Origin of the sequence: Synechococcus sp. JA-2-3B'a(2-13) (genome assembly GCF_000013225.1) — a bacterium.
Classification (GTDB): Bacteria; Cyanobacteriota; Cyanobacteriia; order Thermostichales; family Thermostichaceae; genus Thermostichus.
This window is the reverse complement of record NC_007776.1, coordinates 889872-911394: the sequence shown is the minus strand read 5'-3', so window position 1 is coordinate 911394 and position 21523 is coordinate 889872. Positions and strand designations below refer to the sequence as shown.

The 21523-nt window shown below is 57.9% G+C and carries 24 protein-coding genes, 1 tRNA gene, 1 other RNA gene and 1 pseudogene; 13 read left to right on the top strand and 14 right to left on the bottom strand.

Annotation, left to right across the window (positions count from 1 at the left end):
* The first annotated feature begins 170 nt into the window (after positions 1-170).
* Both CYB_RS04195 and CYB_RS04190 read left to right on the top strand, forming a co-directional pair.
* The gene (locus tag CYB_RS04195) at positions 171-836 is read left to right on the top strand and encodes a Crp/Fnr family transcriptional regulator (protein ID WP_011432518.1); all 666 of its coding nucleotides are present in this window, start codon (positions 171-173) and stop codon (positions 834-836) included.
* Between the two features lie 30 nt (positions 837-866).
* Positions 867-1784: an alpha/beta fold hydrolase gene (locus CYB_RS04190; RefSeq protein ID WP_011432517.1), complete on the top strand. Its 918-nt coding sequence runs from the start codon at positions 867-869 to the stop codon at positions 1782-1784.
* Here the strand turns inward: CYB_RS04190 and CYB_RS04185 are convergent.
* From CYB_RS04185 to ureG, 5 genes are all read right to left on the bottom strand, one after another.
* Positions 1712-2323, bottom strand: coding sequence for a Ycf51 family protein (locus CYB_RS04185; RefSeq protein WP_011432516.1), 612 nt, complete (start codon positions 2321-2323; stop codon positions 1712-1714). The two genes, CYB_RS04190 and CYB_RS04185, sit on opposite strands and share 73 nt — an antisense overlap.
* Before the next feature lie 204 nt (positions 2324-2527).
* A tRNA-Leu gene (locus CYB_RS04180) sits at positions 2528-2607 on the bottom strand.
* 58 nt (positions 2608-2665) lie between these two features.
* Positions 2666-4180 carry a hypothetical protein gene (locus tag CYB_RS04175; protein WP_011432515.1) on the bottom strand — a complete coding sequence of 505 codons (1515 nt, stop codon included), beginning with the start codon at positions 4178-4180 and terminating at the stop codon, positions 2666-2668.
* Positions 4181-4231: 51 nt separating this feature from the next.
* Entirely contained in the window at positions 4232-5035 is an 804-nt protein-coding gene (locus CYB_RS04170) for an urease accessory protein UreD (RefSeq protein WP_041436300.1), read from the bottom strand.
* Entirely contained in the window at positions 5032-5694 is a 663-nt protein-coding gene (ureG, locus tag CYB_RS04165; RefSeq protein ID WP_011432513.1) for an urease accessory protein UreG, read from the bottom strand. Before ureG ends, CYB_RS04170 begins: the two co-directional genes overlap by 4 nt.
* Before the next feature lie 59 nt (positions 5695-5753).
* Here ureG and CYB_RS04160 point away from each other — a divergent pair, with 59 nt between their 5' ends.
* Positions 5754-6008: a hypothetical protein gene (locus tag CYB_RS04160; protein ID WP_041436298.1), complete on the top strand. Its 255-nt coding sequence runs from the start codon at positions 5754-5756 to the stop codon at positions 6006-6008.
* A 143-nt stretch (positions 6009-6151) separates the two neighbouring features.
* Positions 6152-6709: a carboxymuconolactone decarboxylase family protein gene (locus CYB_RS04155; protein WP_011432510.1), complete on the top strand. Its 558-nt coding sequence runs from the start codon at positions 6152-6154 to the stop codon at positions 6707-6709.
* Between the two features lie 57 nt (positions 6710-6766).
* On the opposite strand, the gene CYB_RS04150 is transcribed toward CYB_RS04155, so the two are convergent.
* The gene (locus CYB_RS04150) at positions 6767-7090 is read right to left on the bottom strand and encodes a DUF3288 family protein (RefSeq protein ID WP_011432509.1); all 324 of its coding nucleotides are present in this window, start codon (positions 7088-7090) and stop codon (positions 6767-6769) included.
* 169 nt (positions 7091-7259) lie between these two features.
* Here CYB_RS04150 and CYB_RS04145 point away from each other — a divergent pair, with 169 nt between their 5' ends.
* Genes CYB_RS04145 through ndhI form a run of 4 tightly spaced genes read left to right on the top strand, consistent with a single transcriptional unit; the run spans position 7260 to position 10526 of the window.
* Positions 7260-8444, top strand: a complete 1185-nt coding sequence (locus CYB_RS04145) for an NAD(P)H-quinone oxidoreductase subunit H (protein ID WP_041437160.1) — start codon at positions 7260-7262, stop codon at positions 8442-8444.
* Positions 8445-8473: 29 nt separating this feature from the next.
* The gene (locus CYB_RS04140) at positions 8474-8677 is read left to right on the top strand and encodes a hypothetical protein (protein ID WP_011432507.1); all 204 of its coding nucleotides are present in this window, start codon (positions 8474-8476) and stop codon (positions 8675-8677) included.
* A 56-nt stretch (positions 8678-8733) separates the two neighbouring features.
* Positions 8734-9855, top strand: coding sequence for an NADH-quinone oxidoreductase subunit NuoH (nuoH, locus tag CYB_RS04135; RefSeq protein ID WP_041436294.1), 1122 nt, complete (start codon positions 8734-8736; stop codon positions 9853-9855).
* 38 nt (positions 9856-9893) lie between these two features.
* The gene (ndhI, locus tag CYB_RS04130) at positions 9894-10526 is read left to right on the top strand and encodes an NAD(P)H-quinone oxidoreductase subunit I (protein ID WP_011432505.1); all 633 of its coding nucleotides are present in this window, start codon (positions 9894-9896) and stop codon (positions 10524-10526) included.
* 333 nt (positions 10527-10859) lie between these two features.
* Here the strand turns inward: ndhI and CYB_RS14490 are convergent, their stop codons facing one another.
* Both CYB_RS14490 and CYB_RS04120 read right to left on the bottom strand, forming a co-directional pair.
* Positions 10860-12386 carry a right-handed parallel beta-helix repeat-containing protein gene (locus CYB_RS14490; protein ID WP_148202696.1) on the bottom strand — a complete coding sequence of 509 codons (1527 nt, stop codon included), beginning with the start codon at positions 12384-12386 and terminating at the stop codon, positions 10860-10862.
* A gap of 296 nt (positions 12387-12682) precedes the next feature.
* Positions 12683-13036, bottom strand: a complete 354-nt coding sequence (locus CYB_RS04120) for a hypothetical protein (protein ID WP_049749562.1) — start codon at positions 13034-13036, stop codon at positions 12683-12685.
* Between the two features lie 221 nt (positions 13037-13257).
* Between CYB_RS04120 and CYB_RS04115 the strand changes: the two genes are divergently transcribed.
* The 4 genes from CYB_RS04115 to CYB_RS15340 all read left to right on the top strand — a co-directional run bounded on the left by CYB_RS04115 (position 13258) and on the right by CYB_RS15340 (position 15860).
* Positions 13258-13611, top strand: a complete 354-nt coding sequence (locus tag CYB_RS04115) for a rhodanese-like domain-containing protein (protein WP_011432501.1) — start codon at positions 13258-13260, stop codon at positions 13609-13611.
* Between the two features lie 21 nt (positions 13612-13632).
* Entirely contained in the window at positions 13633-14856 is a 1224-nt protein-coding gene (locus CYB_RS04110) for an acyl-CoA--6-aminopenicillanic acid acyltransferase (RefSeq protein ID WP_011432500.1), read from the top strand.
* A 32-nt stretch (positions 14857-14888) separates the two neighbouring features.
* Positions 14889-15318: RNase P RNA component class A (rnpB, locus tag CYB_RS14185), an RNA gene on the top strand.
* Positions 15319-15527: 209 nt separating this feature from the next.
* Entirely contained in the window at positions 15528-15860 is a 333-nt protein-coding gene (locus tag CYB_RS15340; protein ID WP_238376897.1) for a hypothetical protein, read from the top strand.
* A gap of 45 nt (positions 15861-15905) precedes the next feature.
* Here CYB_RS15340 and CYB_RS15335 read toward each other — a convergent pair.
* Positions 15906-16013 (bottom strand): annotated as a pseudogene (locus CYB_RS15335) (TetR family transcriptional regulator); the annotation flags it as partial.
* A gap of 310 nt (positions 16014-16323) precedes the next feature.
* Here CYB_RS15335 and CYB_RS04100 point away from each other — a divergent pair.
* Positions 16324-17208, top strand: coding sequence for an acyl-CoA desaturase (locus CYB_RS04100; RefSeq protein WP_011432498.1), 885 nt, complete (start codon positions 16324-16326; stop codon positions 17206-17208).
* 79 nt (positions 17209-17287) lie between these two features.
* On the opposite strand, the gene CYB_RS04095 is transcribed toward CYB_RS04100, so the two are convergent.
* From CYB_RS04095 to CYB_RS04075, 5 genes are all read right to left on the bottom strand, one after another.
* The gene (locus tag CYB_RS04095) at positions 17288-17548 is read right to left on the bottom strand and encodes a hypothetical protein (RefSeq protein WP_238376896.1); all 261 of its coding nucleotides are present in this window, start codon (positions 17546-17548) and stop codon (positions 17288-17290) included.
* A 281-nt stretch (positions 17549-17829) separates the two neighbouring features.
* The gene (locus CYB_RS04090; RefSeq protein WP_011432496.1) at positions 17830-18093 is read right to left on the bottom strand and encodes a helix-turn-helix domain-containing protein; all 264 of its coding nucleotides are present in this window, start codon (positions 18091-18093) and stop codon (positions 17830-17832) included.
* A gap of 154 nt (positions 18094-18247) precedes the next feature.
* Positions 18248-19507: a sensor histidine kinase gene (locus CYB_RS04085; RefSeq protein WP_011432495.1), complete on the bottom strand. Its 1260-nt coding sequence runs from the start codon at positions 19505-19507 to the stop codon at positions 18248-18250.
* 72 nt (positions 19508-19579) lie between these two features.
* Positions 19580-20347, bottom strand: coding sequence for an SDR family oxidoreductase (locus CYB_RS04080; protein WP_011432494.1), 768 nt, complete (start codon positions 20345-20347; stop codon positions 19580-19582).
* Positions 20348-20540: 193 nt separating this feature from the next.
* Positions 20541-21515 (bottom strand): ketopantoate reductase family protein, encoded by a 975-nt coding sequence (locus tag CYB_RS04075; protein WP_011432493.1) that lies wholly within the window; start codon positions 21513-21515, stop codon positions 20541-20543.
* Between the last annotated feature and the right edge of the window lie 8 nt (positions 21516-21523).

The window sequence follows — 21523 nt, the reverse complement described above, 5'->3', positions numbered from 1 at the left end:
GTGTATCTTGCTGTTTCTCCATCCCCATCTTCCTAAGACTCCGTCCCGTTGACGTGTAGGTGCTCCGCACCGCCGGCGCGAACGCGGAAGCGTTGCATAGCCTACAGCCGGGTAAAGCTGGAAAGTCTGTAAAACCCATCAGGTCGCTCGAGCGACAGGAAGTTGATCTCATGTCACTTGTTTCCATCACATCGGCAACAGAGGCTCAGGAATGGCGTGAGCTTTGCCAGTGGGCCGAGGAGCACTACCGCTGTCGCACCTTTCCCAAAGACGTGCGCATTCCCACTCGTCCGGGATTGGTGTACATCACCCAAGAGGGAGTGGTGCGCCTGGTCAGCCAAACTCCAGAGCGGCGGGAGGTCTTTGTTGGGTTCATCACGGCTGGATTTCCTTTTGAGCTGAGCAACCCAGAGCGCTTTGAGTTGAAAGCCTGCACCCACGCCGATCGCACCACGGTGATGTGGTTTTACTGGCAGGATCTAGAGCAGTGGCCCTATCTGCACCAGAAGATTCAGGAAAACTTCCGCCAGCAACTGCAACGGAAGCTGCTGTGGTTGGGAAATCTGGGCCAACGGCGCGCCATCGATCGCCTCAAGGGCTTCTTGAGCCTGTTGATCGAAGAGTATGGACAGCCCTGTGAACAAGGGATGTATCTCCCCTGGCCCCTTACCCATGCCCAGATTGGGGATGCCATTGGGGCCACCCGCGTGACGGTGACTCGTCTTCTGGGATCCCTGCGTTCGAAAGGGTTTGTGCAGGTGCTGGATCAAAACTTAATTTGCATTCCCAACGGGGTAAAGCTCCAGCCCACTCCGAAGAAGGCGGCCAGCGCCTAACCCTGCTGTCTAGATGTTATCCAGAGTGTTATGCCTACAGCAGTCGGGAACTGCACTGCTGACGCGATGGGCCTGCAGCTCCACTACCGTACTTGGGGAAAAGGGATCCCCTCCCTCCCAATCTTGATGCTCCACGGCCATCCGGGCAATGCCGACTGCATGGCGGTATTTGCAGAGGCAGTGGCGGGGATCCACCCCTGTGTGGCGCCAGATCTGCGTGGCTACGGGCATTCCCAGGTGACGGATCCCTTTGAGATGGAGGAGCACCTGGAGGATTTGGAATTACTGCTCAATCGCCTGGGCTGGCAGGAGTGTCTGGTGCTGGGCTGGTCCTTGGGCGGGATCCTGGCCCTGGAGTTGGCTTTGCGTCTGCCGCAGCGGGTAAAGGGTTTGGTCTTGGTGGCCAGTGCCGCCTACCCCCGCAGCAACCATCCCCCCACCGATTTTTGGGATCAGATCAACACCGGCGTTGCCTCGCTGCTCAACTGGCTTTGGCCCGGCTGGGAATGGAACATCGAGACCTTTGGCCGTCGCTCCCTTTACCGCTACCTGATGCAGCAACAGACCCCAACGGCCTATCGGTATTTGGCGCACATGGCCTTGCCCGCCTATCTGCACACCTCCCCCCAGGCTCGCCAAGCTCTGCGCGCCGCTTTGCAACGGGGCTACAACCGCGAGGGAGATCTGCACCGAATTCGCATCCCGGTACTGCTTATGGCCGGCGAGCGGGATCGCCACATCACCGCCAACAGCAGCCTGGCCACAGCCCGCGCCCTGCCCCACTGCACCTGCATTGTCTATCCCAACGTGGCTCATCTCTTTCCCTGGGAGATCCCCGACCGGGTGGGACAGGATCTGCGCCGCTGGCTCAGCGCTCAAGACTGGGCAAGTGAGATCCCGGTGGTTGGCTCTTCCGCTTCCTCTGCAGACAAGGCGGCAGAAGCCTGACCCTGGGCCAACTTCCGCAGCCGGGCAAAGGCCTCTTCCTCTAGATGGATCTGCTGCTGCTGTTGTTCTTCTGGGGTGCGCAGGCGCTTTCCCAACGGCTGTTGCAGCGTGCCCAAGAGCAACGGCTCGGAAACTCCCGGCTCGGGATGGATGACGGTGCGGGCCCGCAAGGTGAACACCGGCGAACCGGTGGAGAAGCGTCCTGGGGATCCCAAATCGCTGGCCGCCTGCTTCAGGGTGAGGATCAGTTGCTCCGGGGTGATATCCGGGCTGACAGCAATAACCGCTCGATCCGCCCCTTGGTCATAGACGGTGGTGTAGGGGGCAGCACCGGGAATGCGGGAGCGAAAGATCGGCCCCAAGCTGAGGGCAAAACATCCCGCTGTTAAAACCAGCGCAAACGCCGTGTAGCCCACCAGCGCAAACTTCAAGGGCCAATTGCGAATCCAGGCCAGCAGGGTGAGCACAGCCAGCAAGCCTGCTAGACCTAGCCCAATTTGGGTGGCAGAGGCAAAGAAAGATTCCAAAGTTGCATCCATGATTCCCCAGTTTAGCGGCTAGAGCTTCATCTCTAGGATGCAGGATGAGCCCGATTCTGGCTGCCCTATCTAAGGACTCCGTCCCGCTGGCACCCTGCTCCAGAAGGACTTGGCTGGTTCTATCACCAAACCCCTGTGAGAAGAGGCAAGACGGATCAACCTACCAAACCCAGAAAGCGGCGAGCCCTACAGATTTGAGGAGCATGGGCAAGGTCGGATTCGAACCGACACGGTTTCCCGCCGCATTTTGAGTGCGGTGCGTCTACCAGTTTCGCCACTCGCCCGACTTGGAATCATTATCCTACTGAACTGGCGAAACCTCGTCAACCAATCCCCCGAACTCTATCGGCGGCGGTCTTTCTCCAGTTGCTGGGCCTTTTGCCGAAGCTGGCGGGTTTGCTCCATCACCTCCTCCAGATCCTCGTGGGATAGCCGCTCGACGTAGTTAATTTTGATCTCTTCCAGCAAGTCTTGCAGGAGAGAGCGAATTTCCTCCAGAGCGTGCTCCTGGGTGAGTTCTCGTGCCAAGACCTCACCAAACCGCTGCATCAGTTGCGCTGCCAGCTTGGAGCCGACGGGATCCTCGAAACTGCCCGTCAGGGTTTTGTAGGTGGTGGTGGTCAGCTCGTTGGCCAGGTGCTCCGTCAGTTGGCCAGGCAGGGATCCCAGGCCGGGAAGCTGTTCTAGAGTTTGCATGGCAGGCAACTGCTTGAGCAGGCCATCCAGGTTGTAGCGGAGCAGTTGTTGCAATTCCGGTTGCACCTGGGGCAAAACGCGGTAGAGGACAATGCGAAAAACCAGGTTGGCAATCGCCTCCAGCTCGTTGGTGTTGTTGATATCAATGTAGTCGCGCTGGGTACGCGCTGCCGGCAGTAGGGGCAGGGATCCCCGCTGAATGGATACCTGGATTTGGTTGATCACCCGCACGACAATGACTTCCGTCAGATCCTCGGCGAAGTTGGTAACAAAGCCCTGGCTCACCTGGGCGCGTACCCGCTCCAGATCCAGCAACTGTGCTTGTCCCAGCCGGATGGTGACGGGGATCACCCGCAGCCAGCGCCAAAAGGGCAGCAGCAACAGCACATCGTACCAACGCCAGAGCATGGCATCCAGCCAATTGACGCCGGTGTAGCGGCGGCTGATGGCCACCGTGCGCAGCAAAAATTCCAGCCCAAACAGAAGCACGAAGGGAAAATCCAGCACCGGGAAAAAGTCAACAGGGTTACCGCTCTCACCAATGGGGCGGAAATAGTTGGTCTCAAAGAGGGGGCGCAGCCGGATCTGGAAAAATTCAATTCCATCTGCGGGATCGGCGCTGGCCAAGTACTCAGCAGTCCAAAAGCGGGCAAAGGCGGCTCTGGCAGAGTCGGCTTCTGGGATGTGCTCCCGCATCAAATTGAGGATACGCACAAACTGGCCAGTTTTGTTGGCGCCCTGAAAGGGATTGGTCTCAATCATCTCGTCGCTGAGCTCCCGCAAGCGGGCCAGGATCGGTGCTGCCGCTTCCGACTCCACGCCAAACCGCAGGGTAACCTGGCGCAGCTCATCCACCAAGGCCAAGTAGCGCTGGGTTTCGGGGTTGGGCTCGATACCTTTGATGGGATCGTATAGGTCGGTCACCGGGGAACGGCTGGTTTCTTCGGAGAGAATCGGCAGCGGAATGGGAGGACCAAAGGCGCCAAAAATTTGCACCCGACCCTGGAGCCAAAAATCTCGCCCAGGCACATAGCTCATGTCGAAGAGCACCAAGCACAGGTTGCTCAGGGCCAGCAGGGCCATCCCCTTCTCGTAGAGGAGCAGCCAGCGACTTCGCCCCCTGAGGACAGAGCGTCTGAGAATCCGTTGAGCAGCGTTCAAAGGACTCCGTCCCGGCCTTGGGTCAACCAGTTGGCTTGAGTCAGCCTTAGTCTACCACCCCTGGGGTGAGCCACCCTTGGCTTGAGCAAGCTGTAGTGCAACCTGGCCAAAATGCCGCCAAATGGCCTCTGCCTGTGGCCCCACCTGGCGCAGAATCCAACCCTTACAGATGGGATCCGGAGACTTGACCAGCCAGTATGGGGACTCCGTTCCGCTGATGTGAACGGTCAGCCAAGTGGGTTCCGGCCAATCCCCCAGCAAGTACAGGGATCCCCAACAGAGATGGGATCCCAGCACTGACGCGGCGGAGACCTGCCGATGGGGAAAGTGCAGGTCTATGTGTTCCTGCAGCCAGAGTTTTCTCCCCTCGGGGGAGGATGGGATCCCAGCAGTGACCCAAACTTGCAAGCAGTTGGCAAGATGTTCAAACTGCCAGCGCTCGTCCATGGCCAGCCGTCCGGCAGTCCAGATCTCGGCATAGGCCAGGCGGGCTGTGGGATCCAGTTCGATCTGCACCTGCTGGCGAAAGTCTGCCCCTGCCCCCGGAATGGTCGGGTGAGGGATCCAGATCAACTGGCTGGTGGGGGCCAGCTTGACCTTGACCTGTTGCCGAATCAAGCCGGGATGTAGCCGCATTGCCCCTTGGGTGCGAATTTCCAGCGCCGAGCCTGGCCCCAGCCCGATCTCGATCCGGTGGCGATCCCCACCCAGCAGGCCGCCGTTGGGGTTGCGCAGGTAGTACACAGGTGGCTCCCCAGGGGATCCCAGCCATTGCAGGGGAGCCTGAGAATACTCCCAAATACGGGTATGTTCGCCTCGGCGGGTTGCCTTCAAGATGGCCTTACCGAAGTTCACAGGCGGCTCACCGAGGGGGGGTCGGCCTTGATGGGCCGAAACAGCACCTCCCGCTCCAGCCAACTGAGAACCTGCTCCAGCCCCTCACCCGTGCGCAGGTTGGTAAAGACAAAGGGCCTATCTCCCCGCATGCGACGGGCATCCCGTTCCATCACCCCCAAGTCTGCTCCCACATAGGGAGCCAGATCGATCTTGTTGATCACCAGCAGGTCGGAGCGGGTGATCCCCGGCCCGCCTTTGCGCGGGATCTTGTCCCCTTCGGCCACGTCGATGACGTAAATGCAGGCGTCCACCAGCTCCGGGCTGAAGGTAGCTGCCAAGTTGTCCCCCCCCGATTCCACCAAGATGAGATCCAGGGGGCAAAAGCGGCGCTCCAGCTCCTGAATGGCGTCTAGGTTGAGGGAGGCATCTTCCCGAATGGCGGTGTGGGGGCAGCCGCCGGTCTCTACGCCAATGATCCGCTCTGCCTCCAGGGCCTTGGCCCGCACCAAAAACTCGGCATCCTCGCGGGTATAGATATCGTTGGTCACCACCGCCAAAGACAGGTGGTCCCGCAGCGCCAAGCAGAGCTTTTCCACCAAAGCGGTTTTTCCGGATCCCACCGGGCCGCCAATGCCAACCCGTACCGGCTGGGAAGTTTGCGCAACTTTGCCCGACATCGGATACCTGCTCCTCTTTTTGGGCATTCTAGAACCAGATGCTTGCAAGGGATCCGAGTATGGTTCGGCTTTTGGTGGCAACTGCTGTGGTGCTGGTGGGATTTTTGCTGGTTAACCGCCTCTATCGCAACCCGCTGAGTTCGGAGCCGAGACCAGAGCAAGCCAGCCCAGAAGCTGCCCAGCAAGGGATCCCTCAAGGTGGGCCGCTGCAGATTTACCAATCTCGGGAACAGATCCAGCAAACCCTCAACCAAGGGGCTACCGCCACCCAGCAGCAGGTGGAAGCCGTTGAGCAATCCTTGGGCAATCCTTGACCCTTGACAAGTAAGAAGGGAGGCAGGTGCCTGGTTTCAGGCGGAGAAGGGATCCCTCCCCCAGACCGTGAAGCGCCCCTCAGGCTTGGGCGGATCCCCCAGACGCGCTAAAGTCGAGAATGCTGCAATTTTACAGACTGTCCATGCGGATCCCTCCTGTTACCCCAGAGAAAGCCGATAAGCAACTGCAAAAGGTTTACGAAAGCCTGGAAAAAACCTACGGCACCGCCCTCAACCCCCTGCAGGTGATGGCCCACAAGCCCCAAATGATGCGAGCCGTGATGAACCTCTACGGGGCGCTGCACACCCAAAACCCCAACTTGCCTGAAGAGCTGAAGGAGCTGGTCAGCATCCGCATTGCCCAAATCAACGGCTGCCGCCACTACTGCCTTCCCTACCACACCCTGCAGGCGCAAAAGTACGGCGCCTCCCCTGCCAAAATTGCGGCGGTGGCCCAGGCCCGCACCAGCACCCTCTACACCGAGGCGGAAAAGCTGGCCATCGAGTACGCTGAGCGGATGACCGTGCCCAGCATGGTGGTGACCGATAGCTTCTTTGCCCAGCTAAAAGCCATTTGGTCAGATGAAGATCTGGTGGAGCTATCGGCTTGGATTGGCTTTATGAACTTCTGGACTAAGGTGATTGCCGCCCTAGATGTGCCTTTGGATCCCATCTTTGCCGAGCAGCTTCACGTCTCATGAACAACCGGCAAACTCCCCTCTCTCAGGGGGGTAAGGGATCCCGACCCAAACCCTCCACTAGGCCCAGTCGTCTCGCGTGCTAAAGCTGCGGTCGTACACCTGGCCGCGGGCATGGATCTGGCGAGTCCGGGCGAACAGCTCTTCTTCGCTCAGGCCCCACTGTTCCAGGATTTGATCCAAATCCCGCTGCAGATCCCAGGCGCCGGGGAAGCCGTGGTAACGGATGCGCAAACGGGCGACTTCCGCCAGCACCCACTCGGAGAGGGGCCTCTCCTGAGCCTGCACCATCAGCTCATCGAGCGCAGCTCGGTCGGTGGCATATTGCGGATGTTGCTGCTCTCGTCGGGATGAGCCATTCGAGGGTGAACGGGATACAGCCATCGGCCTCCCTCCTTTTTTCTCACTCTAGCTGAGTTCCCCTGGAGACTTTCAATATCGAGGATTGGGATCCCTGATGGCATGGGATCCCGAGAAGGCAGAAGAAAACCGCTATACTGCAAATGTTGCAGACCATGAACATTCTTCAGTTGCGGAGGCGGCGGCTATGCCCATGCCCATGATCGAGACCCGTACCGACCGGATGTTGCTCAACTTTGGGCCGCACCATCCCTCTATGCATGGGGTTTTGCGTTTGCTGGTCACCCTAGATGGCGAAAACATCGTCGATTGCGAACCGGTGATCGGCTACTTGCACCGCGGCATGGAGAAAATCGCCGAAAACCGCACGGTGGTGCAATACCTGCCCTACGTCTCCCGTTGGGACTACGGGGCCGGCATGTTTAACGAGGCCATTACCGTCAATGCCGTTGAGAAACTGGCCGGGATCAGCGTGCCCAGACGGGCAAGCTACCTACGGGTGATCATGTTGGAGCTGACCCGCATCACCAACCACCTGCTTTGGTTTGGTCCCTTCTTGGCGGATTTGGGCGCCCAAACCCCCTTCCTCTACGCCATGCGGGAGCGGGAGTGGATCCTAGACTTGTTTGAAGCCGTCACCGGCATGCGCTTGATCAACAACAACTATTTCCGGGTGGGCGGCGTGGCGGTGGACTTGCCCTACGGCTGGACGGAAAAATGCCTAGACTTTTGCGAGTATTTCTTGCCCAAAGTGGATGAATACGAGCGGCTGGTTACCGACAACCCGATTTTCCGCCGGCGGCTGGAAGGGGTGGGAGCCATCTCCAAGCAAGACGCCATCAACTGGGGTCTGTCGGGTCCCATGTTGCGGGCCTGCGGCGTCAACTGGGATCTGCGCAAAGTGGATCACTACGAGTGCTACGACGACTTCGACTGGGAGGTGGCCGTTTACCCCGAAGGGGATTGCCTGGCCCGCTATCGGGTGCGCATGAAAGAGATGCGGGAGTCCTGCAAGATCGTGCAGCAAGCGGTGAAGGCTCTGCCGGGCGGCCCCTTTGAAAACCTAGAAGCCAAGCGCATGCTGGAGGGGCCGAAGTCGGAGTGGAACAAAGGGGACTACCAGTTCATCAGCAAAAAGCCTTCCGCCAATTTCAAGATCCCCAAAGGGGAAGCCTACGTGCGGGTGGAGAGCGCCAAAGGAGAGCTGGGCATTTACATCGTGGGAGACGACAACGTCTGCCCGTGGCGCTGGAAGATCCGCCCCCCCGGCTTTGTCAATTTGCAGGTACTGCCTCAGTTGATTCGCGGCATGAAGGTAGCCGACATGATCGCCATCCTCGGCAGCATTGACATCATCATGGGCGAGGTGGATCGCTAAGATACTTACGGAAAGCGAGGACAAAGGCAATGGCCTGGGCGATCTTGGTTCTGCCGCTGTTGATTGTGTCTGTCATTGCTGCGGTTATCGGCCCCAAGCAATGGGCTAAGTACCAAGAGGAAAGGCGCCGCCGCGCGGAAGAGCTATCTGATGCTCGCCTTCAGGCCATCATCCAGCAGGAGCTACGCCGCCGCAACCGTCCCCCCCAATCGGATCCCAACGGCAAGACCTAGCTACAGGGATCCCAAACCCTACCCAACCCGCCATCTCTAGGGAGCTACTCACCCCCATGACAAACGCTGGTATCGACCTACAACTTGGCTTCGAGACTGCCCTACAGAACCTAGGCTTGGGAGCAGGTGCAGCCCATGCCCTCTGGATGCCCCTGCCCATGTTGCTGCTGATCATCGCCGCCACCTTGGGGGTGATGGTCATGACTTGGCTGGAGCGAAAAATCTCGGCAGCAGCCCAACAGCGGATTGGCCCCAACATGGCCGGCCCTCAGGGGGTGCTGATCCCGATTGCCGATGGCATCAAGCTGCTGACCAAAGAAGATGTTCTGCCCATCTTGGCCGACCCAGTCTTGTTTACGCTGGGGCCGATATTGGTTTTCCTGCCCGTCTTTTTGTGCTACCTGGTGGTTCCCTTTGGCCAGAACCTATTGATCTCTAACATTGCCATTGGCGTGTTCTTCCTGATCGCCATCTCCAGCGTGCAACCCATCGGTTTGTTAATGTCGGGCTACGGTTCCAATAACAAGTACTCCTTGCTGGGTGGGCTACGAGCGGCAGCTCAATCGATCAGCTACGAACTGCCGCTGGCCCTGTCGGTGTTGGCCGTGGTGTTGATGAGCAACGGTCTGGACACGGTGGGGATCGTCGAACAGCAGAGTGGCCTGGGCATCTTGAGCTGGAACGTCTGGCGGCAGCCCATTGGCTTTGTGATTTTCTTGATCTCGGCTCTGGCGGAAACGGAGCGGATCCCGTTCGACTTGCCGGAAGCAGAAGAAGAGCTGGTAGCCGGTTACCAAACGGAGTACTCCGGCATGAAGTTTGCCCTCTTTTATCTGGGATCCTACGCCAACTTGCTGCTGGCTTCTCTGATTGCGGCAGTGCTGTACTTGGGGGGTTGGTCGTTTGTGGTGCCGGTGGAAACGATTGCTGCACTTGCCGGGATTCCTTTGGATAACCCTTTCTTGCAGATCGGCGCGGCGGCCTTAGGCATTGTCATGACGATGGTCAAAGCTTTTATCTTCATCTTCTTGGCCATCCTGCTGCGCTGGACCTTGCCGCGGGTGCGCATTGACCAACTGCTGGACTTGGGGTGGAAGTTTTTGCTGCCCGTATCCTTTGTTAACTTGCTGCTGACGGCAGCCCTAAAGCTCGCCTTCCCCACCTTTTTTGGGGGTTGAATGAGAAGTAAAGAGGCCAGAGAGGGAGAACATAGGTCATGACGTTTCTCAAGCGTGTCAAAGAATATGTGGGCGATGCCTTCCGAGCCGCCAAGTACATCGGCCAAGGGATGGGGGTTGTCTTCGACCACATGGGCCGGCGCCCGGTAACCGTGCAATACCCCTTCGAAAAGCTGATCCCCTCTGAGCGCTTTCGGGGACGCATCCACTTCGAGTTTGATAAGTGTATTGCCTGCGAGATCTGCGTTCGGGTTTGCCCCATTGATCTGCCAGTGGTGGATTGGGCCTACAACCCAGAGCTGAAGAAAAAGGAGCTCTACAGCTACAGCATTGATTTTGGGGTGTGCATTTTCTGTGCCAATTGTGTGGAGTTTTGCCCCACCAATTGTCTCTCGGTAACCGAGGATTATGAGTTGGCTACTTACGACCGCCATGACCTCAACTACCACCAAGTGGCGATGGGCCGTCTGCCCTCTAAAGTTACCGAAGACCCGATGGTGACCCCCTTGCGAGAATTTGCCTATCTGCCCAAAGGGGTAATCGATCCCCACGACTTACCTGCTGGATCCCAGCGGGCTGGCAAACGACCGGAGGAGATTCTGGCGGAAATGAGAGCGGCCAAAGCTGCTAAGGAAGCCGAAGCGAAAGCAGCCAAGGCTGCTGCGGAATAGCGTGACATACTCCCGCACTCATGCTGACGCAAAGCGCTCCGCGCCGCTGTCCGCCACCCCTAGCCCCTTTCCCAGGGGATGTGACTGTTTGAACTTGTGGGACTGCCTTCCAGCATCGCCCCCTGCCGCAAGGTGATGGCCAGAAAAAGCGTCGAGGCCGCGAAGTTGGAGCTGTCCTTAGTGGGAAGGAGATGCCTGGGGCGCAGAAATAAGGTCTTCTGAACCCTGCGATCTGCAATCAAAGATCTGAGTATGAGTATAGGTGTGGTGTCCTAGTCTGAACCAAAATGGCCATACGTGGGCAGGGCAGATGGCTGCCAGCCTTGGCTAACTTCAGGGGAAGGAAAACGTAAACCTACCCGCCAAGCCAGGGGATGTGGCCAAGCCGCTAAAAGTCTGCGCGACGTTTCCGCTCTTGCGAACCGTTACGGTAAAGGGAATGGGAGCAGTTGATTGGGAGCAGCGCCGGAACAATCTCACCTCGATGAAGTATGGCCCTGAGGGCGGGGTGGAAGCCCAAAAGACATTCTCCACAGCATTTTGGGTTACGGCAACACAGTCGGCATTGGCATCCACATCCAGCCGTCCTCCAGAAGGGACAATTCGGTTGTTAAAAAACACGGTCTGCTTCGTGGGATCCGTAACATACAGGTTAAGGTCATCGATGGTGTTCCAACTCAAGGTAACTTGAATGGGGCCGGTGCCCAATACTGGAGGTGTGGGGGTGGGAGAGGGTGTCGGTGCAGGAGTTGGCGTGGGCGTTTCCGTCGGCGTCGGTGCAGGAGCTGGGATGGGCGCAGGTTCCCCAGTGACCCTCTGAGCAAAGTTTCCTTGGAAAGTATTGCCAGCCAGGTAGGCTGCGACTACCGCATCTGGGGTGCCGGGGGCCGCCTGAATTGCCACTCCTACGCCCTCGCCCCGAGCTAGGAACGTATTCCCGGAAATGGTGCGGGCCTGGGTTCCCTGCAAAATACGAATGCCGACACTGCCGGCTATCCTGCCCACGCCGATCCGGTTGGATTGAATGGATGGAATTGAGCCTGCCCCATCCAGCTGAATCCCGGTAGTGCCACTCGTACCTGCTTGCCGCGCCTGCAGTACCAAGCCGGCTCCAGCCGTGGGTGGATCCCCTTCGATTTGGTTGTTGCGGAAGATCCCGCCGGAGTTGTCACCATAGCGAACGGCCAAAGCCCCCAAAGCCTGCAGGAGAATTGTGTTGTTTTCAAGGATGGGACTGCTGCCCGGCACAGTGCCTATGCCCACCCCACCCGTTTTACTGACAATCGGCGAGACACGGCTGACCCGGCCATTCCCAGAGATCTGCACACAGGGATCCAAAAATTGCTGGCACAAAATCTCGGCCAATTGGTTCAAGGCTCCCTCTAGAACCGCAGCATTGCCGTTGACCAAGATGTTGGAGCGAGGGTCGTTGAGGGTGACCTTGCGCGGCTGAAAAGTGCCGTTGTTCACCTGCACCCGTCCACCCCCCAGCACCACATCTACCCCCTGCAGGCTGGTTTGGCTGGCTACAATCACGTCAAAGAGCCCGGTCAGGATCTCATAGGCGGTGGAGCTGGTGATGCGAATGCGACCGCCGTTGGTGCCATCGCCGCCATCCAGGGCCAGGTTGCTTTGCAAAGTTTCCCTGCCCGTCCCCAAAATCTCGATCAGCACCTCCAGGCCGGCTGTGGCAGTCTGAAGTCGCTGCGCCTCTGCAACTGCGTCTGCCAGTTTGGTAAAGGGGCCACTGGCCGGATCCACTCTCAGGATGATGGGCCCGCCACCTGGCGGAGGAAGAGGTGGAGAACTGCCGCCGCCACCCCCACAGCCGAGGGCAACCCCCGCCAACAGAGGCAGCAAGGCTGAACAGATCCCCCAACCAGATTTGGATACTTGGCCAAGCATAGGTGGAAAGCCCCTTACAAGCGCTTAGCGGTTAAGGTTGTTACAGCAACAAACAAGAGCAACAAACAACTGCCACGGGGTCAAGGTACAGATGGCCAAGCTGGGATCCAATGCCCTCAGCAAAAGCATCCTCTGATGGATCCTCTGTTTAGTCAAGGCTTCGCCAGGGATCCGCAATCAATCGGCAACAAAAATCTCAAAAATCTAGCGCTCTTCAGGTACTTCGAGGGTTCCGGCGATAATGTTCTGCTTCACCGCTTCCACAGCAGCCACCAAATCCGCTGAGAGCAAGGCTTGGTTGTATTCATCCAGGGCATAGCCCACACCCTCGTTCTCCAGGCCAAAGGTTTGAATGCCGCCGACAAAGTTGCCTTAAAGTTGCCTTCCACCACGCTGCGAATCACTTCATAGGTGGCCATATCCACCCGCTTCAGCATCGAGGTGAGACCGTGGTTGAGGGTGGCAGGGTTGTTATCGGTATCCCCCAGGTAGTTTTGGTTAGCATCCACACCGATAAAGAACAGCGGACGGGTATCTCCGCTGCAGATGCTGGCATAATCGGCGGGTTTGGGCACTTCCGCAAAGGGATCTCGAATGAAACTCACCCCGGCGGGCAGCCCTGTAGGATGCTGTTGGGCCAGAGCAGCCCAAAGAGCAGCGAGGTAACATCATCTCCCGCCGTATCCGTGTCGATCAAAAAGCGTTGCACAGCCATACCCAGGCTAAGCCCAAATCAGGGTGTCATCTTAACCCTTGCAGGCAGTCTCAGGGCAGCCATTGAGCCGGTGTATCTTGAGAGGGGATCCGTGTAGGCTTGAGTCGATTGATGTCCTCTTCCATCCGCTCCATTACACCACAACAGATGGCCCAATACCTACAGGATCCCGAGGCCGGCCCTCTGCAATTGATCGATGTGCGGGAACCGGCAGAGCTGGAGCTGGTGAATTTAAATGCCCTGGGCTTTCGCAACTACCCCTTGAGCCGGTACGAGGAATGGAGGGAACGGATCCTCACAGAGCTGGATCCAGATCAGCCAACTTTTGTGCTCTGCCATCATGGCCTCCGCTCTGCTCAGATGAGCCGGTGGCTACAGGCCAACGGGTTCACTCAGGTTCATAACATCAGCGGCGGCATTCACGCTTGGGCTTGTGAGGTGGATCCCTCCCTGCCCACCTATTGAGGTCACGGGCAAACCAGCACCATGTTCCCCATTCTTCATCTGCAGGGGGATCCCCAACAACGAGGCCAACAGTATGGATCCCAGGCGGCTCCCCTCATTCGCCACAGCATTGCTAGTTACGCCCGCCAATTTGCCCACCGCTGTGGTCTCACCTGGCAGCAGGCCCAGGCCCAAGCAGAGGGATCCCTGCCCTGGCTAGAGCGCCACGTGCCCCACCTGCTGGAAGAAATCCAAGGAATTGCCGCGGGGAGTGGCTTTCGTTTCGCCGAGATTCTGGCCCTCAATTTGCGCACCGAGATTTTATCCAGATCGGTTGTCGGTGGATCCCATCTCGACTGCGCCGCTGCTCTGGAACACAATCTCCAAAACGGGGTGCCCCAGCACCCAGCGGATCCTGCTCATGAATTCAAGGGGATTGATCTCATCGATCCAGCCCAAGCCAACCCGGATGGGGGAGAATGCACCACCCTGGCGGCCTTGCCCCAGGTTACCTCCACCCACCACACCTACTTGGCCCAAACCTGGGATTGGATCGGGGAGCAGCGCAGGGCCTGTGTGCTGTTGTGCGTTCGCTCCGATAACCACCCTGCCTACCTCACCCTGACCGAAGCTGGGATCCTGGCCAAAATCGGCCTCAACCGAGCAGGGTTGGCCGTGGCCCTCAACCTCTTGCGCTCTACCCTAGATGGGCAAACCGAGGGAATGCCGGTGCATCTGCTGTTGCGCTTATTGTTGGAGTGCGAGGAGTGGCAGCAGGCTGTAGAGAGGGTGGGATCCTACCCCTACACCGCCTCCTCTTGTGTCAGCGTTGCCGGTATTACAGGACAGGCGACAGGCCTACAGCCCGCTAAGGCGACCAGCTTTGAAATCAGTCCACGAGGAATTGGCCTGCATCTCCCTCAAGGAGGGATCCTCGCCCACACCAATCATTTCCTGGATCCGGCCTTGCGAGAAGATGGCTGCCCCCCCCACACAGGATCCTCCACAAGGCTAGAACGGGCCTATCATTTGCTTCGCCAGAGCGCTCAAACCGGAACCCTAGAGGCGGTCACTCTTCAAAAAATCCTACAGGACCGGACGAATGCCCCCCACTGCATCTGCCGCTATCCGGATCCCCATCTGCCCGTCTGGGATCGCACCGAAAGCGTAGCGGCTGTGGTGATGGATCTGAACCAACAAATCCTGCATGTGGCCCCCAACATTCCCGATCACGTGGAGTTTGTACCGATTTCCGGGATTTTCTAGGTTTGGAAGATGCAGTAGGATCGAGCTGAAGAGAGAGGAGGGGCAGGCGATCGCGTCCTTGCTGTCGCCACCAGACAGCGGGATGAGGAAAGTCCGGGCTTTCAGAAGAACACACCGCTGGGGAAAGCCCAGTGCGGGTAACCGCGAGGATAGTGCCACAGAAACATACCGCCGATGGCTGGGATCCCAGCACAGGTAAGGGTGCAAAGGTGGGGTAAGAGCCCACCAGCAACGTCGTGAGGCGTTGGCTCGGTAAACCCCGGTGGAAAGCAAGGCCGCAGCCGCAGGATCATGGCTGTTCTTCGCCCCTGTTGGCTGCATCGAGATCACGGTACCCAAAGTGGGGAAGGGTGCTCTCGATGGTGGTGAGCCGCTAGAGGGTGATGGTAACATCACTCCCAGATGGATGATCGCCAGTGCAACTCTGCACTACAGAACCCGGCTTACAACCTCCTCTCTTTTCTATCTGGTCTCTGTTGGGTCACGCCTGCCATCCACAGCTCCACGCAGGCTTGCAGGAGGGGGGGGATCCTGGCGGTTTCGGCGCCTTTCTCTGATTTTTTAGATTTTTCATCCGATAGCTGCCCCTCAACAGAGGGCTCCGCCCCGTCGGCGTGAACGGTGGGCAACTCGGCGGTTACTGCCAGCATGGCTGCTCCCAAAATCATTACATGCAAAACCCCAACGGCTGCATAAAGGCGATCTGGCTCGACAGATTGCAACTCAGAGTTGGGAAATCGCCGCAAATACTCTGTCAGCTGTTCTTGGGCCTGAGAAAAACCCATCCGCAAGGCGCGACGATGTTCCTCAGAATAAAGACCAGCCTCCCCGACCAGGGAGCGCACCAGTTCAGGATTATCGGCCAAAGCCCGAAAACAGGTGTGGACATAGCGCAGGAGAATGGCTTGCAACCCAGAACCTTGAGAGGGGGCGGGATCCGCCTTCAGAGGCAGATCGGCAATGCCGGAAAAAACCCCCAACTCGCCAAATACGGCCAGGAGTAACCCTTGCTTGGTGCCGAAGTGCCGAAACAGGGTGACCTCATTCACTCCGGCCAAATCTGCAATTTGACGGGTGGTGGTCTGGGTGATGCCCTGACGAACGAACAGCTCCCGAGCCGCATTCAGCAGCCTTTGCCGAGAAGAAGGACGTGCCATAGTGAGGAGAAAACCTGAAGAATTGCGGCGGGCTGCAAGTGACGCTTGCATTTACGGTGGAATACCGCTAGGCTTAATGTCAAGCGAGAGGATGTCGGCGGCGTTGCCTCTGCTCCTCTTCTTCCTGTGTAGCCAAGTTCATCACAGCGGAGCACATAGCAAGTCACCGCTGGCTATGGCGGTGTCTTCAGGGGTTTGACTCCGTTTCCACGTTGGGCCGCTGTTATCCGGCGGCCTTAACTTGGGCTTTGTGTTTTGGCTCTTTCCTAGTCAGTCTAGTCTACTTCTTCTTCTGAGGTTTTGTGGGTTCATGACCACTTCTTTTTCTCGCCAATCGCTGAATCATCCCGCTCCGCTCATTCAGCCCGAGCCCCAAGAGTCCTTTCGGTTTGCTTGGGAACATGTGCTCTTCTTTGCCATCTTTCACGTGGTGGCTTTGGTGGGAGGCATTTTCTTCTTCTCCTGGCCCGCTCTGGGAGTAGCCCTATTTCTCCACTGGTGTTTCGGCAGCTTAGGCATCTGCTTGGGGTACCACCGCCTGCTCAGCCATCGTAGTTTCCAGGTGCCCAAGTGGCTGGAATATGTCTTCACGACTCTCGGTGCCCTGGCCGTTCAAGGGGGGCCGATCTTTTGGGTGGGCGGCCATCGTCAGCACCACGCCTTCACCGAAGACGAGGAGAAGGATCCCTATTCTGCTCGTAAGGGCTTTTGGTGGAGCCACATACTCTGGCTGATCTACCACCGCGAAGAATTTTTCAACCCTGAGAAGTATTCTGCCTTTGCGCCGGACTTGGCTCGGGATCCCTTCTACCGCTGGCTGGATAGGTACGCCCTGCTTCTGCAGCTGCCATTGGCCGCGATACTCTACCTGCTGGGAGGCTGGTCATTCGTCGTGTACGGTATCTTTGTGCGGACAGTGCTGCTACTGCATTGCACCTGGTTAATCAACTCGGCCAGCCACTTCTGGGGTTACCGGACTTTCGAGAGCAATGACAATGCTCGTAACCTTTGGTGGGCGGCCATTCTAACCTATGGTGAAGGCTGGCACAACAACCATCATGCCGACCCGAAGTGCGTTAAGGCCGGTTTGCGTTGGTGGGAGATCGACATGACCTACTGGGCCATTTGGCTGTTGGCGAGATTGGGCCTGGCTCGTAAGCTGCACCTGCCTGCCCAAGGCCAAGCTGCTCGCTGAACTGGTTTTTCCCAGACCTTGCAGAGGAATCATCCGGGGATCCCTATCCCTAGGGATCCCTTTTGGGTTGCAGAGAGAGCTAGTCTTCTAAGGGGCTGTACTGCCACGCTCCATAGTGGTCAAGAATACGCTTAATTTGTTCTATGTCGGCATCGGGTTCTTGATGAATATGCAATGCCTCTATTTGGCTGTCTTGGTAGCGAAAGGTGGAGTTTTTTTTCCACTCCAGCTCCGTTTCTACCCCTGAAACACAAGCCAAATGGGCAGCCAATTCCCGATAAACCATCAGGGGCATAGAATCGTAGCGAACAGCGTAGCGTTTCAGCTTGGGGACGCTCACGTATGACAACCCAATCAACGTAGCTCAAAACAACTCAAGTATAGTCACTTCAAGCTAGATTAAGACGCTTCCTAACTACTCCGCGGTGTCGCCCAAATGCTCCGCATCACTTCCGCGAGCCCCCCAATCCCTCTCCCTAAGAGAGAGAAGAGCTAGGAAGCACTGCAACGGAACAGTTTCATTCCTCATTGAAATGACTATAACTTCTGGGCAATACAGTCACCAAAACCCCCCCGCTCAACACTCTTTGCTGGACACTTGACCGGCAAAATGGGATGGGACTAAGCAATTTTGTCATCGACCAAAGTGCAGCAGTTTACCTGATCCAGGCAAATCTTTCCCCATTGCAAGGCCCAGCGTACTAAGGCCACCCGATTTGCCGTTCGGGTCTTGCTCAAAATGTTGCTGATGTGATTGTCAACGGTGCGTTTGCTGATCTCTAAGCGTTCCGCAATGTCCTGATTGGTCAGTCCTGCCGCAATCAACTCGATGACTTGCAGTTCCCGTTCGGACAACAAGTCCGCGGAATGATAGTCAGTACCCATTCCGAATGCCTGCTTAAGATGAACTGTAAAGATTACCTACCCCAATTCTAGGGGATCACCCCTGAGATGGACAGCCCTGAAGAAAGGAAATCTTAGGCGATTCTCGTCCAGATTCTGGCTGCGGGCCACTGACGCGAGCGTCTTCGGGCGGGTTTCACAAGGGATCCAGGTGCTTCCGGGGCAGTTCCACCTGAACCCACAGCCCACCGGTTTGCGGGTGATTGCGCAGTTGGATGGTGCCCCCGTGAACTTCGACAATTTGTCGCACAATTGCCAGCCCTAGGCCGGTTCCGCCTTTGCTGCGGGCCCGCGCAGTGTCGGTGCGGTAAAAGGGCTGAAAGACCAACTCAAATTGATCTTCTGGCAGGCCGGGGCCGTGGTCGTACACCTCTAACTGCACCTGGGATCCCTGCTCCGAAAGCACCACATGGATAGGAGAGTCGGGCTTGCCATACTTGACGGCGTTGTCCAAGAGATTGAGGATGAGGCGGTATAGGCGTTGCTCATCTCCCCAGAGGTAAATCTGGGACAATCCGCTCAGGTGCAGTTCCTGGTGTCGAGGCTTGGCCAACGGCTCTACACTTTGCCAGGCTTCCTGCACCAGACTTGCCAGATCCACCCAGCGCCACTGAGAGCGGGATGCGGCTCCCAAATTGAGGGCGCTGAGTTCGAGCAAGTCTTGAACCAAATGGCTCAGGCGCAGAGTTTCATTTAGCAATCGTTCCACCCAGACTGCTTGAGCGGCATCGACCCGGCTTTGTAAAGTTTCGGCCAGCAAGCGAATGGAGGTGAGGGGGGTTTTCAGCTCGTGAGCCACATCCGAAGCCCAGCGATCCCGCTGTTGGGCCAGCATTTTTGCTTCCAGCCGGTCTTCTAAAAAAATGGCCACGTGCGCTTGCGGCAGGAGCAACCCCCAAGCCCGCAGCGGAATCGGTTTGCCATCCCCACCGGAAGGGTAGAAAATCCATTCGCGACTTTGGACAGGAGCAGCGGTCTCCTGTCGGCGGGTAGCCTCGATGAGCTGATCCAACTCATAGGAGCGCACCCATTCCAGCAAGAGCTTGATGCCCGGCTGCCATTGGCTGATGCGCAGCAGGCGCTGGGCGGTAGGATTGCACTCCAGCACCACGTTGTTTTCGTCTACCCGCAGATATCCCCAAGGGAGCCGCTGACTCAGGTATTGCCAGTTTTGCAGTTGCTGTTTTTGGTTGGCCCAATCCAGATCTTGTTGGCGAAGATAACGGCTGAGCAAGCTGAGCATCTGTTCCAGGGAGTGGAGGGGCATGGCCAGATGCACCAGGGATCCCAACCGTTGCAATTCGCGGCTGAAACGACGCCGACTTTGCCACAGCAGGAGCAACGTGCAAAGCAAACCGATTCCCAACCCGATCAGGATCCCGGCTTCCAGTCCCATGTTCCCACCACCTTTGCTGCCATTGTCGCTCAGGGAAGCAAGAGTGGAGGCGAAAGCCCGGTTGCCGGCCTCTTATCGACGATGTACGAGGGTGGTACTGGCTTGGTCGGTGGGCACAAGCAAGATCTCGCTGATGTTCACGTGGGGGGGACGGGTTGCCGCAAACACCACCACTTCAGCCACATCCATCGCCGTCAAGGGGGTGAGGCCCTGATACACTGCTGCCGCACGGGCGCGATCCCCACGGAAGCGCACTTGGCTGAACTCGGTTTCCACCAGGCCCGGCTGAATCTCGGTGACGCGAATGGGGGTGCCCAGTAAATCCAGCTTCAGCCCCTCGGAGATGGCCCGCACGGCGGCCTTGGAAGCGCAATACACAGCGCCACCTGGGTAGGTCTGCCGACCGGCAATGGAGCCGATGTTCACCACATGGCCTCGACCTCGCTCCACCATGCCGGGCAAAACGGCGCGGGTAACATAGAGCAGACCCTTGAGGTTGGTATCGATCATCTCTTCCCAGTCTTGCAAGGCCCCCATGTGGAGCTTGTCCAAGCCACGACTTAAACCTGCATTGTTGACCAAGATGTCGATGTTGGCCCACGGCGAGGGCAAAGATTGAAGCGCCTGCTGCACGGCTGCCCCATCCCGCACATCCAAAGCCAGCAGGTAGGAAGGAGTGCCGTAAGCCTGCTGCAATTCCCCAGCCAGTTCCTGCAGCCGATCCTGACGGCGGGCCACCAGAATCAGGCGGGCTCCAGAACGGGCAAAAAGGGTGGCACAAGCGGCCCCAATGCCGCTACTGGCTCCGGTGATGAGCACGATGGAGTTTTCAAGCATCATTTGCTAATTCAAATGCTGTGATTTCAGTTGGGTTGAGTCGGAGAAAAATGGACAGCTACCTTCAGCTTCCTCGTCAGTTCGAGGCTACAGCCATTCTAGAGTTCGAGCCACTTCCCCAGGGGGGAGCCTGGGATCCAGCAAACGAATCGTTTCTCTGCCGTTCGGTAGCGACCCTACCGCTCCCTGCAAGAGCCTAAAGAGAGCGCTCCAGCAGCTTGACGCAAGCATACAGAGTATCCAAATGGGGAGTGGGCACCCCCACCAAACGCCCCAACTCGGTGATGGCTCCCACAATGGCCTCGATCTCCGTCCGTCGCCCCAGCTCAACATCCTGCAGCATCGAGGTGCGATGGGATCCCACGCGGGCTGCATCTTCTAGCCGCTCTTCCAAAGAGACCGGCAGCCGGATCCCCAGAGCTTGGGCTACAGCCTCAACTTCCCGCATCACCGACCGAACCAAAGCACGGGTGGGTGGGTACTGAGCGATCTCATCTTGAGCAGCCCGGGTGAGGGCGCTGATGGGATTGAAGGCGGCATTGCCCCACAGTTTCTGCCAGATCTCGGCCCGAATCTGCGAGGTGAGAGTGGTGGAAAGCTGCGCCTGTTCAAAGATGGCGGCCAAGGACTGCAGCCGTCCTGACAGGGATCCATCCGGCTCCCCCAGAATGTAGCGCCCACCCCCTGTGTGCAAGACCACTCCCGGCTCTGCCAACTGCACGGCAATGTACACCACACAGCCAATCACCCGCTCTATCGGCAAATGAGCAGCGATAACCCCTTCTGGATCCACGGAAGTCAGGGAATGCCCCTCAAACTCGCCGCCATGCCGGTAGAAGTACCACCAGGGGATACCATTCTGGGCAATCACAATGGGGGTGTCGGGGCCACACAGGGATCCCAGTCGAGGGGCAAGCTGCGGCAAGCTGTGGGCCTTGACCGTCACTATCAGCCAGTCCTGTGGGCCCAGGGCAGCCGGATCGTCGGTGGCTGTCAACCGCTCTACCCAGGTTTGGGAGGGATCCCCCTGCCGGATGAGCTTCAGACCTTGGGTGCGGATGGCCTGCAGGTGAGCTCCACGGGCCACGACACTGACGGGAAAGCCAGACCGAGCCAGGCATATGGCCAAGTGACTTCCCACCGCCCCAGCGCCAACGATACAAATCTTCATGAGTTTAT

Coding starts and splice junctions, on each gene's coding strand:
- CYB_RS15340 (WP_238376897.1), top strand. CDS start 15,528: ATGCAAAACCCCAACGGCTGCATAAAGGCGATCTGGCTCGACAGATTG.
- CYB_RS04090 (WP_011432496.1), bottom strand. CDS start 18,093: ATGGGTACTGACTATCATTCCGCGGACTTGTTGTCCGAACGGGAACTG.
- CYB_RS04150 (WP_011432509.1), bottom strand. CDS start 7,090: ATGGCTGTATCCCGTTCACCCTCGAATGGCTCATCCCGACGAGAGCAG.
- CYB_RS04160 (WP_041436298.1), top strand. CDS start 5,754: ATGGTTCGGCTTTTGGTGGCAACTGCTGTGGTGCTGGTGGGATTTTTG.
- ndhI (WP_011432505.1), top strand. CDS start 9,894: ATGACGTTTCTCAAGCGTGTCAAAGAATATGTGGGCGATGCCTTCCGA.
- CYB_RS04080 (WP_011432494.1), bottom strand. CDS start 20,347: ATGATGCTTGAAAACTCCATCGTGCTCATCACCGGAGCCAGTAGCGGC.
- CYB_RS04115 (WP_011432501.1), top strand. CDS start 13,258: ATGTCCTCTTCCATCCGCTCCATTACACCACAACAGATGGCCCAATAC.
- CYB_RS04110 (WP_011432500.1), top strand. CDS start 13,633: ATGTTCCCCATTCTTCATCTGCAGGGGGATCCCCAACAACGAGGCCAA.
- CYB_RS04100 (WP_011432498.1), top strand. CDS start 16,324: ATGACCACTTCTTTTTCTCGCCAATCGCTGAATCATCCCGCTCCGCTC.
- nuoH (WP_041436294.1), top strand. CDS start 8,734: ATGACAAACGCTGGTATCGACCTACAACTTGGCTTCGAGACTGCCCTA.
- CYB_RS04155 (WP_011432510.1), top strand. CDS start 6,152: ATGCGGATCCCTCCTGTTACCCCAGAGAAAGCCGATAAGCAACTGCAA.
- CYB_RS04195 (WP_011432518.1), top strand. CDS start 171: ATGTCACTTGTTTCCATCACATCGGCAACAGAGGCTCAGGAATGGCGT.
- CYB_RS04190 (WP_011432517.1), top strand. CDS start 867: ATGCCTACAGCAGTCGGGAACTGCACTGCTGACGCGATGGGCCTGCAG.
- ureG (WP_011432513.1), bottom strand. CDS start 5,694: ATGTCGGGCAAAGTTGCGCAAACTTCCCAGCCGGTACGGGTTGGCATT.
- CYB_RS04075 (WP_011432493.1), bottom strand. CDS start 21,515: ATGAAGATTTGTATCGTTGGCGCTGGGGCGGTGGGAAGTCACTTGGCC.
- CYB_RS04140 (WP_011432507.1), top strand. CDS start 8,474: ATGGCCTGGGCGATCTTGGTTCTGCCGCTGTTGATTGTGTCTGTCATT.
- CYB_RS04085 (WP_011432495.1), bottom strand. CDS start 19,507: ATGGGACTGGAAGCCGGGATCCTGATCGGGTTGGGAATCGGTTTGCTT.
- CYB_RS04185 (WP_011432516.1), bottom strand. CDS start 2,323: ATGGATGCAACTTTGGAATCTTTCTTTGCCTCTGCCACCCAAATTGGG.
- CYB_RS04145 (WP_041437160.1), top strand. CDS start 7,260: ATGCCCATGATCGAGACCCGTACCGACCGGATGTTGCTCAACTTTGGG.